14 protein-coding genes and 1 tRNA gene are annotated in these 13,050 nt (G+C 71.4%); 9 read left to right on the top strand and 6 right to left on the bottom strand.

Features of this window, described 5'->3' with window-relative positions:
• Nucleotides 1–104 precede the first annotated feature (104 nt).
• Both RND61_RS22560 and RND61_RS22555 read right to left on the bottom strand, forming a co-directional pair.
• The gene (locus RND61_RS22560) at nt 105–578 is read right to left on the bottom strand and encodes a RidA family protein (protein WP_315879869.1); all 474 of its coding nucleotides are present in this window, start codon (nt 576–578) and stop codon (nt 105–107) included.
• Nucleotides 575–733, bottom strand: coding sequence for a DUF4177 domain-containing protein (locus tag RND61_RS22555; RefSeq protein ID WP_019992579.1), 159 nt, complete (start codon nt 731–733; stop codon nt 575–577). The genes RND61_RS22560 and RND61_RS22555 overlap by 4 nt, the downstream gene beginning before the upstream one ends.
• Nucleotides 734–814: 81 nt before the next feature.
• Here RND61_RS22555 and RND61_RS22550 point away from each other — a divergent pair, with 81 nt between their 5' ends.
• Nucleotides 815–1,783, top strand: a complete 969-nt coding sequence (locus RND61_RS22550; protein WP_315879868.1) for an ArsA family ATPase — start codon at nt 815–817, stop codon at nt 1,781–1,783.
• Nucleotides 1,780–3,063: an ArsA family ATPase gene (locus RND61_RS22545; RefSeq protein WP_315879867.1), complete on the top strand. Its 1,284-nt coding sequence runs from the start codon at nt 1,780–1,782 to the stop codon at nt 3,061–3,063. Before RND61_RS22550 ends, RND61_RS22545 begins: the two co-directional genes overlap by 4 nt.
• Nucleotides 3,064–3,216: 153 nt before the next feature.
• Here RND61_RS22545 and RND61_RS22540 read toward each other — a convergent pair whose 3' ends face one another.
• Nucleotides 3,217–3,561 (bottom strand): WhiB family transcriptional regulator, encoded by a 345-nt coding sequence (locus RND61_RS22540; protein WP_175408568.1) that lies wholly within the window; start codon nt 3,559–3,561, stop codon nt 3,217–3,219.
• Between the two features lie 462 nt (nt 3,562–4,023).
• Here RND61_RS22540 and RND61_RS22535 point away from each other — a divergent pair, with 462 nt between their 5' ends.
• Nucleotides 4,024–6,366 (top strand): transglycosylase domain-containing protein, encoded by a 2,343-nt coding sequence (locus tag RND61_RS22535; protein ID WP_315879866.1) that lies wholly within the window; start codon nt 4,024–4,026, stop codon nt 6,364–6,366.
• A 66-nt stretch (nt 6,367–6,432) separates the two neighbouring features.
• Here RND61_RS22535 and RND61_RS22530 read toward each other — a convergent pair whose 3' ends face one another.
• Nucleotides 6,433–6,897 (bottom strand): GatB/YqeY domain-containing protein, encoded by a 465-nt coding sequence (locus tag RND61_RS22530; protein ID WP_315879865.1) that lies wholly within the window; start codon nt 6,895–6,897, stop codon nt 6,433–6,435.
• An 87-nt stretch (nt 6,898–6,984) separates the two neighbouring features.
• On the opposite strand from RND61_RS22530, the gene RND61_RS22525 reads away from it, so the two are divergent.
• From RND61_RS22525 to RND61_RS22500, 6 genes are all read left to right on the top strand, one after another.
• Entirely contained in the window at nt 6,985–7,911 is a 927-nt protein-coding gene (locus RND61_RS22525; RefSeq protein WP_315879864.1) for a metallophosphoesterase, read from the top strand.
• Nucleotides 7,912–7,991: 80 nt separating this feature from the next.
• Nucleotides 7,992–8,065: transfer RNA gene (locus RND61_RS22520), tRNA-Pro, on the top strand.
• A gap of 224 nt (nt 8,066–8,289) precedes the next feature.
• Nucleotides 8,290–9,690 (top strand): MGMT family protein, encoded by a 1,401-nt coding sequence (locus tag RND61_RS22515; RefSeq protein WP_315879863.1) that lies wholly within the window; start codon nt 8,290–8,292, stop codon nt 9,688–9,690.
• A gap of 1,121 nt (nt 9,691–10,811) precedes the next feature.
• Nucleotides 10,812–11,687 (top strand): UbiA family prenyltransferase, encoded by an 876-nt coding sequence (locus RND61_RS22510; RefSeq protein WP_315879862.1) that lies wholly within the window; start codon nt 10,812–10,814, stop codon nt 11,685–11,687.
• A gap of 13 nt (nt 11,688–11,700) precedes the next feature.
• Nucleotides 11,701–12,270, top strand: coding sequence for a hypothetical protein (locus RND61_RS22505; protein ID WP_315879861.1), 570 nt, complete (start codon nt 11,701–11,703; stop codon nt 12,268–12,270).
• Complete coding sequence (locus RND61_RS22500; RefSeq protein WP_315879860.1) at nt 12,267–12,449, top strand: hypothetical protein; 183 nt, start codon at nt 12,267–12,269, stop codon at nt 12,447–12,449. The genes RND61_RS22505 and RND61_RS22500 overlap by 4 nt, the downstream gene beginning before the upstream one ends.
• Before the next feature lie 73 nt (nt 12,450–12,522).
• On the opposite strand, the gene fdxA is transcribed toward RND61_RS22500, so the two are convergent.
• Complete coding sequence (fdxA, locus tag RND61_RS22495; RefSeq protein ID WP_315879859.1) at nt 12,523–12,843, bottom strand: ferredoxin; 321 nt, start codon at nt 12,841–12,843, stop codon at nt 12,523–12,525.
• The coding region (locus RND61_RS22490; RefSeq protein WP_315879858.1) for a flavodoxin-dependent (E)-4-hydroxy-3-methylbut-2-enyl-diphosphate synthase at nt 12,840–13,050 on the bottom strand (211 nt) is incomplete at its 5' end. The genes RND61_RS22490 and fdxA, both read right to left, overlap by 4 nt.

Raw genomic sequence — 13,050 nt, 5'->3', positions numbered from 1 at the left:
GCCCCTTCACCGCGGCGGCCCGACCCGGGGCGAGCGCGGCCGGTACGCGCGTGGTGCGGCCGGCCCGTCCCCCGCGGCGCGGCCGGCCGCGCCACCGGGCCGGGTCAGGACTCCGGGAGGAGCTCCACCTGGAGTTCGACCTCCACGGGGGCGTCCAGCGGCAGGACCGCCACGCCCACCGCGCTGCGGGCGTGGACACCGGCCTCGCCGAGGACCTCGCCGAGCAGCTCGCTCGCGCCGTTCAGGACGGCCGGCTGCCCCGTGAAGTCCGGCGCCGAGGCGACGAAGCCGACGACCTTCACGACGCGCGCGACGCGGTCCAGGTCGCCCGCCACGGACTTCACCGCGGCCAGCGCGTTCAGCGCGCAGACGCGGGCCAGGTCCTTGGCCTCCTCCGGCGTGACCTCCGCGCCCACCTTGCCGGTGACCGGGAGCTTGCCGTCCACCATGGGCAGCTGACCCGCCGTGTACACGTACGCGCCGGACCGCACGGCCGGCTGGTACGCGGCCAGCGGCGGCACCACCTGCGGAAGCGTCAGTCCGCGCTCCGCGAGGGCCGCCTCGACGCGCCCGGTCACGGCTTCTCCCGCTTCAGGTACGCCACGAGCTGCTCGGGGTTGTTCGGTCCGGGGACGACCTGGACCAGCTCCCAGCCGTCCTCGCCCCAGGTGTCCAGAATCTGCTTGGTCGCGTGCACGAGAAGGGGCACGGTCGCGTATTCCCACTTGGTCATGGGCCGACTGTATCCGCTGCCGCGCGCCGCCCCGGGGCAGCCTCCTGCGTGGGCCGCCGCGCCACTGGTTACGCTCGCCCTGTGAGCAGGCTCCAGGTCGTCAGCGGAAAGGGCGGTACCGGTAAGACGACGGTCGCCGCCGCCCTCGCGCTCGCCCTCGCGACGGAGGGCAGACGGACCCTCCTCGTGGAGGTCGAAGGCAGACAGGGCATCGCACAGCTCTTCGAGACGGACGCGCTCCCCTACGAGGAGCGGAAGATCGCCGTGGCGCCGGGCGGCGGGGAGGTGTACGCCCTCGCGATCGACGCCGAACGGGCGCTGCTCGACTACCTCCAGATGTTCTACAAGCTGGGCGCCGCGGGCCGCGCCCTGAAGAAGCTCGGCGCGATCGACTTCGCGACGACCATCGCACCGGGCGTGCGGGACGTGCTCCTCACCGGCAAGGCGTGCGAGGCGGTGCGGCGCAAGGACAGGGCCGGGCGGTTCGTCTACGACCACGTCGTGATGGACGCCCCGCCGACCGGCCGCGTCACCCGCTTCCTGAACGTCAACGACGAGGTCGCCGGCCTGGCCCGGATGGGCCCGGTCCACAACCAGGCGCAGTCGGTGATGCGGGTCATCAAGTCGCCGGAGACGGCCGTGCACCTGGTGACCCTGCTGGAGGAGATGCCGGTCCAGGAGACCGCGGACGGCGTCGCCGAGCTGCGTGCCGCGGGCCTCCCGGTGGGCAACGTCCTCGTGAACATGGTCCGCCCGCGCCTCCTCGACGAGGACGCGGTACGGGCCGCCGCCGGCGACCGGCGCGCCGGTGTCGCCCGGGCCCTGGCGGCGGCCGGGGTGAGCGGCCCGGAGCGGCTCGTGGACCCGCTCCTCGCCCAGGCCGCCGAGCACGCGCGGCGGGCGGAGCTGGAGCGGGAGCAGCGGGAGGCCCTGGCGAAGCTCCAGGTGCCCGCGTACGAGCTGCCGCTGCTCGGCGGGGGCGTGGACCTCGCCGGGCTGTACCACCTGGCCAGGGAACTGCGGAGGGACCTCGGGGTGAGCGACGCATGACGGCCGCCGAAGCGGCACCGGTGGCGACGGAAGCGGTCGCCGCGCCGCGCGCCCTGGAGGTCGATCCGCTGCTGGACGACCCCGCGACCCGGATCGTCGTCTGCTGCGGCGCGGGCGGGGTCGGCAAGACGACGACGGCCGCGGCGCTGGGCCTGCGGGCGGCGGAGCGGGGCCGGAAGGTGGTCGTCCTGACGATCGACCCGGCCCGCCGGCTGGCCCAGTCGATGGGCATCGAGGAACTGGACAACACCCCGCGCCGGGTGCCGGGCATCGCGACGGACGCCGGTGGCGAGCTGCACGCCATGATGCTGGACATGAAGCGCACGTTCGACGAGATCGTCGAGGCGCACGCGGACCCGGAGCGGGCCCGCGCGATCCTGGCGAACCCCTTCTACCAGTCGCTGTCGGCCGGCTTCGCGGGCACGCAGGAGTACATGGCGATGGAGAAGCTGGGCCAGTTGCGGGCCCGCGACGAGTGGGACCTGATCGTCGTGGACACGCCGCCGTCCCGTTCGGCGCTGGACTTCCTGGACGCCCCGAAGCGACTGGGATCGTTCCTGGACGGGAGGCTCATCCGGGCGCTGATGGCGCCGGCGAAGGTGGGCGGCCGGGCGGGGATGAAGTTCCTGAACGTCGGCATGTCGATGATGACGGGCACCCTGGGGAAGCTGCTGGGCGGTCAGCTGCTGCGGGACGTGCAGACGTTCGTGGCGGCGATGGACACGATGTTCGGCGGCTTCCGTACGCGGGCGGACGCGACGTACCGGCTCCTGCAGGCGCCCGGTACGGCGTTCCTGGTGGTGGCCGCGCCGGAGCGGGACGCGCTGCGGGAGGCGGCGTACTTCGTGGAGCGGCTGGCCGCGGAGGACATGCCCCTGGAGGGGCTCGTCCTCAACCGGGTGCACGGCAGCGGCGCCGCCGGGCTCTCCGCCGAGGGGGCGCTCGCCGCGGCGGAAAATCTTGACGGGGCCCGCATAGTGGACCGGGAAGGCGGGCAGACTCGTGGAGGCGGCCCGGCGTCCCCCACCCCCGAGGCCCCAGCCCCCGAACCGGCGTTCGAATTCACCCCCGCCGACGCCGAGTTGACGGCGGGGCTCCTGCGGCTCCACGCGGAGCGGATGCGGGTGCTCGCCCGCGAGCGGCGGACGCGTGACCGCTTCACCGCGCTCCACCCGGACGTACCGGTGACCGAGGTCCCCGCCCTCGCCGCCGACGTCCACGACCTGGCCACGCTGCGCGCCGTCGGCACGCACCTGGCGGCATCCGGGCAGGACCGCTGACGACTGCGCGCCACGGCGCGCGTTCCGCTGGGGGGTACCCGGGCAGGGCTCGGGAGCGGAACGGGGCACGTGGCGCGCGGGCCCGAGACGGGCCGGCCGGCTCGTGCCGGCGACAGCACCGGAAGGGGCGACGGGACCGGAAGCGGCGACGGCTCAGCCGACGGCCGCGTACGTCTCGTACGTCTCGTCGTCGTTCAGCGCGACGGGCAGGATGCCCGCGCTGCGCTCGTACTCCGTACGCGCCGTCTCCAGGAGGCGCCGCCAGGAGGTGACGGTCGGCCGCCGTCGCAGCAGGGCGCGCCGCTCGCGTTCCGTCATCCCTCCCCACACGCCGAACTCGACGCGGTTGTCCAGCGCGTCGGCCAGGCACTCGGTCCGCACCGGACATCCGGTGCACACCGCCTTGGCCCTGTTCTGCGCCGCTCCTTGTACGAACAGTTCGTCCGGATCGGTAGTGCGGCAGGCCGCCTGCGCACTCCAGTCAGCTACCCAGCCCATGCCGGCGCCGTCCTCTCCCGAATCGAGGCTCCCCCACGGCGGCAGCGGCATATTCACCGCTGCCAGTTGAGGACGTTACGGAAGGTCGACACACCGCAACACCCCCTTCGGGCCCAATCTTGAATGGTCCGAACGGACTATGCGTACGCGGCAGATCACCCAGGGGAGTGACCAAGGACATAAGGAGGCGAACCGCCCGAAGTGGCCTATTCCTCCTCCGCCATACGAGGGCATTTCCGTACACGTGCCAGAAAACGGGCGGCGTATCGCGTCGTCGTCGAACACGGGGAAGGGGTGGGGCCGTAGTGCCGGGGGCGGCGCCGTGGTGCCGTGCGGGAGAGCGGGCGAAGGCGGTGACCTGACCGCAGCAGCACGCCGGCGGCGCAACTGCTGTGACAGTTGTGACCAGCTTAGGCCAAGGCATATACGCGTGTCCGGCGAATCAGAACGTAGGCTTCCCCCATGCCAAAGAACCGCTCGGGCGGGGGTCTGACCGCGACCCAGCAGGCCGCCAAGTTCCTCGGTGTCAGCGTGCTCTCCGGAGTCGTCCTCGCCGGCATCGCCATGCCCGCGGCGGGAGCCCTGGGTCTCGCGGCGAAGGGGACGGTCCAGGGGTTCGACGAGATCCCGGCCAACATGAAGAGGCCACCGCTGAGCCAGCGCACCCAGATCCTGGACGCCGAAGGCGGCCTGATCGCGACGGTCTACTCCCGCGACCGCACGGTGGTCCCGCTGGAGGAGATCTCGCCGTACATGCAGAAGGCGATCGTCGCGATCGAGGACTCGCGCTTCTACGAGCACGGCGCCATCGACCTCAAGGGCGTCCTGCGCGCGGTGAACCGCAACGCGCAGGAGGGCGGGGTCGCCCAGGGCGCCTCGACGCTGACGCAGCAGTACGTGAAGAACGTCTTCGTCGAGGAGGCCGGCGACGACCGCGACAAGTTCGCGCAGGCCACCCAGCAGACCCTGGGCCGCAAGATCCAGGAGCTGAAGTACGCGATCCAGGTCGAGAAGGAGCTCGGGAAGAAGAAGATCCTCGAGAACTACCTCAACATCACGTTCTTCGGCCAGCAGGCGTACGGCATCGAGGCGGCGTCGCAGCGGTACTTCTCCAAGCGCGCCAAGGACCTGACCCTCGGCGAGGCCGCGATGCTCGCCGGGCTCGTCCAGTCCCCCAGCCGGTACGACCCCGTGAACGACGTCCAGGAGGCCACCGAACGCCGCAACATCGTCCTCCAGCGGATGGTCGTCGTCGGCGACATCAGCCAGGCCGAGGCCGACCGGGCCAAGGCCGAGCCGATCGGCCTGAAGGTCACGCGCCCGAAGAACGGCTGCATCACCGCGCGCGACGGCGCCGGCTTCTTCTGCGACTACGTCCGCGAGGTCTTCCTCTCCGACCCGGTCTTCGGCAAGACCCGCGAGGAGCGGGCCAAGGTCTGGAACCGCGGCGGCCTGACCATCCGGACCACGCTCGACCCGCAGGCGCAGCGGGCCGCCCAGGACTCGCTCAAGGACCACGTCTACCAGGACGACAAGGTCGCCGCGGCGGTGACCATGGTCCAGCCCGGCACGGGCAAGATCCTCGCGATGGGCCAGTCCAAGCCGTACGGCTTCGGCAAGAACGAGACGCAGATCAACTACTCGGTCAACCGGAGCATGGGCGGCTCGAACTTCGGCTTCCCGACCGGCTCGACCTTCAAGCCGTTCGTCGCCGCGGCCGCCATAGAGCAGGGCAAGCCGCCGACGCAGGTCTACCCGTCGCCGTACAAGATGCCGTACCCGGACTCGGTCCAGACGTGCAGCGGGAAGCCCTGGCGGAACGTGGGCGACGACATGGTCGAGAACGAGAACGAGTCGGAGGTCGGCCCGTACGCGCTCCGGGAGGCCATGGAGAAGTCGGTCAACACGTACTTCGTGCAGATGCTCGGCGAGATCGGCATGTGCCCGGTCGTCGAGATGACCGGCAAGCTCGGCGTGGTCATGGGCAACGACGAGAAGCTGCCCGAGAAGCCGTCCGCGCTCACCCTCGGCTCGCAGGGCATGTCGCCGCTGACCATGGCCGCCGCGTACGCGACGTTCGCCAACCGCGGCACGTTCTGCACGCCGACCGCCATCGAGTCGATCAAGACCAGCGAGGGCCGCAGCCTGAAGGTGCCGCGGTCGACGTGCGAGCGCGCGATGTCCGAGCGGACCGCGGACACGATCAACACGCTGCTGCGCGGCGTGGTCGACTCCGGCACGGGCCAGGAGGCCGGTCTGCAGTCCCGTGACAACGCCGGCAAGACGGGTACGACGGACAGCCGCCGCAACGCCTGGTTCGTCGGCTACACGCCGAACCTGTCGGGCGCCGTCTGGGTGGGCAGCCCCACCCAGCAGGTGAAGATGGAGTACATCACCATCGGCGGGCGGTACCACGACAAGGTCTTCGGCGGGAAGGTTCCCGGCCCGATCTGGAAGGACGCCATGTCGGGCGCCCTGGAGGGCCACCCCTCGCCGGACTTCAACGAGGTTTCGATCCCGGAGGCACCGGCGCAGCGGCCCCCGGGTCCGGGCGGCGACGACAAGCCGGGCGGTGCGACCGGCGGGGCGACCGGCGGTGCGACGGGCGGGAACGGCGGGGCGACCGGCTGGGTCGGCGGCGGTCCCGGCGGAACCGGCGGCACCGGTGGTGGGACCGGCGGGACCGGCGGCGGAACCGGCGGGGTCGGCGGCATCACCCTCCCGACGGATCTCCTCGGCGGCGCCCACACGGGCGGCGGAGGCAACGGCGGGAACGGCAACGGCCCGGGCGGCCGGGACCGGTAGGCCGAACGCGCGGAGGGCGTCCCCGGTGGGGGACGCCCTCTCGCGTGTCCGGGACCTCCGCCGCCGCTAACCCGCCAGGAGCCCCTTGACGGCGGCGGCGACGCGGCCGCCCTCCGCCCGCCCGGCCACCTTCGGGTTCACGATCTTCATCACGGCGCCCATCGCGCGCGGCCCCTCGGCCCCGCCCGCCCTCGCCTCCTCGACGGCCTGCGCCACGATCTCGCGGAGCTCGTCGTCCGTCAGCTGCTTCGGCAGGTACGCGTCGAGGATGCCGCCCTCCGCCCGCTCCCGCTCGGCCTGCTCGGCACGGCCGCCCTGGGCGAACGCCTCGGCCGCCTCGCGGCGCTTCTTCGCCTCCTTGGCGATCACCTTCTGCACCTCCTCGTCGGAGAGCTCACGGGACTGCTTGCCCGCGACCTCCTCCTTCGTGATGGCGGCGAGGGTCAGCCGAAGGGTCGAGGAGCGGAGCTCGTCACGCGCCCTGATCGCCTCCGTGAGGTCTTCCTGCAACTTGGACTTGAGCGTGGTCATGCGGACCAGCATGACAGGTGCCCCACCGCGCCCGCCGTCCATTTCCCGGGCGTCGCTCCCCCGCGCCCCGTCTGCGACCATGGACCCATGCGCGCGCGATACGGAGTACCCCTCGGCATCACTGCACTGGGCGCGGCCGGGCTGGCCTACGCCGCCGGTTTCGAAGCCCGCTCGTTCCGGCTCCGCCGGGTGACCGTCCCGGTCCTGCCGCGCGGCACGCGCCCCCTCAGGGTGCTCCAGGTCTCGGACATCCACATGGTGAGCGGGCAGCGCAAGAAGCAGCGCTGGCTCCAGACGCTGGCGGGCCTGCGCCCCGACCTCGTCGTGAACACCGGCGACAACCTCTCCGACCCGGAGGGCGTGCCGGAGCTGCTGGACGCGCTGGGCCCGCTGCTCGACTTCCCGGGCGTGTACGTCTTCGGCTCCAACGACTACTACGGCCCCAAGCTGCGCAACCCCGCCCGCTACCTCTTCGAGAAGCTCCAGGGCCGCCACGGCCTCAACGGCAACCCGCCGGCCGTCGGCGCCGTCCACAACCCGTGGGAGGAGATCCGCGACGCCTTCGACGCGGCGGGTTGGCTGGACCTCACCAACACGCGCGGTCGTCTCAAGGCGGAGGGCCTGGAGCTGGCCTTCACGGGCCTCGACGACCCGCACATCAAGCGGGACCGGTACGAGAAGGTCGCGGGCGGCCCGGAAGCGGACGCCGACCTCTCGGTGGGCGTCGTCCACGCCCCGTACCTGCGCTCCCTGGACGCCTTCACCGCCGACGGCTACCCGCTGATCCTCGCCGGCCACACCCACGGCGGCCAGCTGCGCGTCCCCTTCTACGGCGCGCTGGTCACCAACTGCGACCTGGACACGGACCGTGCGAGGGGCCTCTCCACCCACCGCGCGGGCGGCCACACGGCGTACCTGCACGTCTCCGCGGGCTGCGGCACCAACCGCTACACCCCGGTCCGCTTCGCCTGCCCCCCGGAGGCCACCCTCCTCACCCTGACCGCCCGCGACTGAGGCCCCCGGAAAACCGGATTTCGTCTCCGGCCGCCGGTGGGCTAAAGTAAACGTCGTCGCCAGGACAACAACGGCGACATCGGGGTGTAGCGCAGCTTGGCAGCGCGCTTCGTTCGGGACGAAGAGGTCGTGGGTTCAAATCCCGCCACCCCGACAGCCGAAACACCAGGCCAGGGGCCTGATCCACTCAGTGGGTCAGGCCCCTGAGTGGTTTGTGGGGGCGTTCTGGGAGCCGTGTGCGGCAGGGGCTCCCGGTCGGTTCCCGGGAACGGGTGCGGGGGGCCGGGAGCGGGGCGCGACGGCCTGTGCCGGGGGTCGTCCGCGCCATAGGCTCTGAGCGTACGGTCCGGTGCCGCCGGACGGACGAGGGGGAGCAGGGTGGATCATCTCTTCACGGTTTCGGGCCCGTCCGCGACGCCGGTCCCACCGACCGGACTGGCCGCGGAAGGACTGTTCGAACGGCGGCACCTCCAGGAGTGGGTGATCGACAACCCGCAGGTCCTCGGCGAGTCGGTGCTGGTGATCACCGCGGAGTTCGACCGGTGGGCCGACACGGACGGGGTCCCGGCGCGTGACCGGCTGGACGTCCTGGGGTTGGACGCCACGGGCCGCCTCGTGGTGGTCGAGCTGAAGCGGGGGACGGCCGACCGCGACGTCCACCTCCAGGCGATCACGTACGCCGCGCTGGTGTCCCGCTTCGACCTCGACACCCTGGCCCAGGCCCACCACGACTTCCTCGCGGGCAGAGGGCGGCCCCTGGACCTCGAAGCGTGCAGGCAGCGCCTCCTCGATCACGTCGACGGGGACTGGAGCCCGGAGCTGCTGCAGCGGCCCCGACAGGTGATCGTCGCCGCCGACTTCCCCAAGCAGGTCACCCACACCGTGGTGTGGCTGTCGGAGATGAACCTGGACATCGACCTCGTCCAGGTTGCCTTGTGGAGGGTCGAGGGACACCTGGTCGCCGGCTTCACCAAGGTCTATCCGACTCCGGAGGTGGAGGAGTTCACGCTCGCGCCGGCCCGGGTCGAGGCCAAGGCCGCCGCCGAGAAGCTGGAGGAACGCTCGCGGGCCCGCAACGCCGTCCACGTCCTCGTGGGCGCCGGTCTGCTGCCGGACGGCGCCCGGCTGCGGTTGACCCCCCGCCACGGGGTGACCGAAGCCATCCGCGTGGCCATCGCCGCGTGGGTGGGTGAGGACGATCGGCGTGCGACGGCCACCTGGAGCAACGACACCGCCAAGCCGCTGTCCTGGGCCGCCGACGGCAAGTCCTACTCGCCGACCGGGTTGGCCAACCACATCTTCCGCAGCGTCACCGACCGGAAGGCCGACGGCATCCAGGGCACGACCTGGTGGGACGTCGACACCGACCACGTTCCGGACAACGTCGACCCCGACGATTGGTCGTCGCTGGCGGGCACCGACCTCGCGTCGCTCGCCAAACGGCTCAACGGCGCGGGGAAGGACTGGACGGTCCTGCACACCCTGCTGGGAGCCGTCCCGTCCGGGCGCTGGACCACGTACGGTGACGTGGCGACCGTCATCGGGAGCCACGCGGTCCCTGTCGGCACCCACCTCGCCACCTGCCACACGTGCCCCAACCCCTGGCGGGTGCTCAACGCCGCGGGACGCGTCAGTCCCGGCTTCCGCTGGGCCGACCCGACGCGCACGGACACCCCGGCGGACATCCTGGCCACCGAGGGCGTCCGCTTCGACGAGGAGACCGCCGATCAGGAAGCACGCCTGCCGCTGGACGAACTCCAACGTCTCCTGGAGGGCTGACGTCGGCCAGGCGCGTGCACGGCGGGCCGGCGGTGTGCGGTGCGCTCGCCCCGCCCGAGAGCGTTGCGGCGATCCCCGGTGACCTGCGCCCAGTCGTCCCGAGACGCCTTCGACCACGTGATGCGGCTTCCCTGTCGCAGTCGGTTCGGCTCCGGCGCGTCGATGACGGGCTCCTCACCACCCGACGGCATCCCGGCCGTGTCCACGGCCTCGTCCGCCAGGTCGCCAAGGCGCTCGACTCCGGCACCGACGCCCCCACCCGGGCTCGACGCCACGGCCGAAGCCGTCACGCGCGGCACGCCGTACAGAGGACACCGCCGACGCTCTGCTCGCCCATCGCGACGGCACTGCTCCGGCTCGATCCCCGCATTCACGATCGGGGGCCGTGACGAGGGGGATGAGGGGGTGCCCCACGTGCTGGCCCTTGGTGGGGTGGGTCGCCGGGGGCGGCGGTGACGGGGGGTGGTGTTCCGCGGGAAGGGCGCGGATGGCGGGTCCGGTGATCCATATTCCTTCGGCACATGCAGAAGGATCTTCATCGGCTATTTGGTTACTTGTCAGTCGCCCGCTTGTCGTCGGGCAAAACACCTCTTAGGCGTCACCTCACCAGAACCGATCGGAATTCAGTCGGCCCTTGATATCGGTCGACTGAAATCGGTAGCATCCCCCTACGGTCCAGCGGGGGGCCGGAACGCCCCGCGGTCAGAGCATCACGCATCGGGGGAGCGAAGAATGCGATCAGGGCACATACGCCTGCCTCTTTTCTTGTACGTGGCACCAGTCTGCCCCGACCCCGGACTGTCGCCCCTCGCGCGCTGACGGATACCCGCGCGCTTCACCCGGAGTGAACCCGGCACACCCCCAACGTCGCCGGATGCGTCCGCTCATGTTCCCGGCCATCGGCCGTGACGCCCCTTCAGAGCGCCTCACGCCGCCGTTCATCCGGTTTTTCCCGCAGTTGGCTCGACAGCAGGTCATTCCCTTTTTTCATGCAGCGCTACAGCTGGAAGGGTCGCATGATCTCGAAAGACACGACCGCGCGCCATACCGCAATCACCACCGAACCCGCCCGAACCGCCACCCGGAGCGAGGTCCTGCTGGGACTCGTACGTCTTTCCAAAGTGAAAGTCGTCCAGCACTACTTCGGACTGTTCCTCGCCTGGCTGCTGCTGGACCGCGCCACCCTGGAACGCCCCGCGACGACGTACGCCATGCTGCTGTTCCTGCTGGGTTCGGCCGCGATCGTCGCCTGCGCCTGCGCGGCGGACGACATCGCCGGCTACCGCAACGGCAGCGACGCCGTGAACTACAAGGAGGGCGAGACCCTCCGCGACATCCGTACGAAACCCCTGCTCAGCGGGTCCGTGACCGAGCAGCAGGCGATCCGGTTCGCCGTCGGGTCGGGTGTCGTCGCCGCCGTCGCGGGAGCGCTCGCGTTCTGGGTGCTCGACTGGCGCGCACCCGTCGAGGCGTACGTCGCCTACGGCGCCGGCTTCTTCTTCAGCGTCCAGTACTCCGCCGGGATCAAGGTCAGCTACCGGCTCGGCGGGGCGGAGACGCTGCTGTGCCTGTCGACCGCCGCGGGACTCCTGGCGCCCTTCCTGGCGGTGCACGGGGAATGGACGCGGGCGTCCGTCGTCATTTCCCTGCTCCTGGGCCTCTGGCTCGTCATGGTCAGCAGCTACTCGAACATGAACGACGTGGAAGGAGACCGATCCGTCGGACGGAAAACCCTCGCGGTCGCAACCGGCCCGAGGACGGTCGTCACGGTGATGGTGGTCCTTTTCGCCCTCTCCACCGCGCTCCTCGTGTGGATTTCCCTCAGTGATCTTCCCCGGTGGGCCCTGATCACCGTCCTCCCCGCCATCGCGCTCCACGCGGCGCAATTGCACTACGGCCCTCGCGAGAAGAACTGGCTCAAGGCCCGCGGCCTGGGTCTCGTCGCGTACAACCTCGGCTTCGTCGGACTCGCCGTCCCCCTCCTGTGGACCAACTGAAAAGGGAAAACGAGTGGCTTCGAAGGCACTGCACCAGAATGCGGTAAAGGACGACCTGGCGAAACTGCCCGCCCTCTACGAGGACTGCTTCCACGCGATTTCCCGCAGGCGGTCCCCCGCGATCTTCATGACCCGGGTGCGGACTTCCCGGAACCCCGACCCGTTCAACGACGAGGCGATAGAGGTGCGCCGTCACATCGACGACGTCCTGCGGTCCTGGGCGGCCCTCGTCGCGGAGCGGGTGGGGTTACCCGTGCCGGGTCCGGACCGGGGCGCGGGCATCGGCGGACTGACCGCCTTCCTCGTCGCCCACCTCGACTGGCTGATGCGCTCCGCGGCGGCCACCGAGTTCGCCGAGGAGGTCGCGGCGCTGCGCGGCCGGGCGGAGCGGCTGGTCAACGGCACCGCCCCCGCCCATCACCTGGGCGAGTGCGTCGAGGCGTCGTGCGACGGGCGGCTCACCGCCCGTACCGCCCCGGGCCGCGCGGTCGCCTCGCAGATCGGCTGCGACCGCGGGCACAGTTGGCCGCCCCGGGAGTGGCTGCTCCTGTCGGCCCGGATCGAGCGGCGGGAGGCGTCGTGACCGGTTCCGCCAGGCACCGCCGCGTCCCCACCGAACTCGCCGCGCTCGCCGCGGGCGTCTCCCCCGCGACCATCCGCCAGTGGGTGCGGCGCGGCAAGCTGACCCGGTACGGGCCGCCCAACCGCGCCGAGTTCGACATCACCGAGTTGCTGGACGTGATCCGCACGACCAGGGGGTGAGCGCGCCGGTACGACGAGGGGCGGCCCGTCCGGGAGGTGCCCGGGCGGGCCGCCCCGCCGCACCGGCGCGGGGTCAGGAGGTCCGTACCGGCTGCCCCGCCACCAGCGGGTGGTCCCGCTCGATCAAGCCGAGCCCGGAGGCGCCGCCGGGGGAACCCAGTTCCTCGAAGAACTCGGTGTTCGCCCGGTGGTACTCCCGCCACTCGGCCGGCACGTCGTCCTCGTAGAAGATCGCCTCGACCGGGCAGACCGGTTCGCAGGCCCCGCAGTCGACGCATTCGTCGGGGTGGACGTACAGGGAGCGCTCGCCCTCGTAGATGCAGTCGACGGGGCACTCCTCGACGCACGCCTTGTCCTTCACGTCGACGCAGGGCTGTGCGATGACGTACGTCACTGCGGGGACTCCTTCTCCATCTGTTCGGCGATCTTCATCGCTTCCTCGATCAGCGTCTCGACGATCTTCGACTCCGGCACCGTCTTGATCACCTCGCCCTTCACGAAGATCTGCCCCTTGCCATTGCCCGACGCCACCCCCAGATCCGCCTCACGCGCCTCACCCGGCCCGTTGACCACACACCCCATCACCGCCACCCGCAACGGG

The organism is Streptomyces tamarix (assembly GCF_032423885.1).
In the GTDB taxonomy this organism is placed as follows: domain Bacteria; phylum Actinomycetota; class Actinomycetes; order Streptomycetales; family Streptomycetaceae; genus Streptomyces; species Streptomyces tamarix.
The sequence above is the reverse complement of the archived record's forward strand: the minus strand, read 5'-3'. Positions and strand labels throughout refer to the sequence as shown.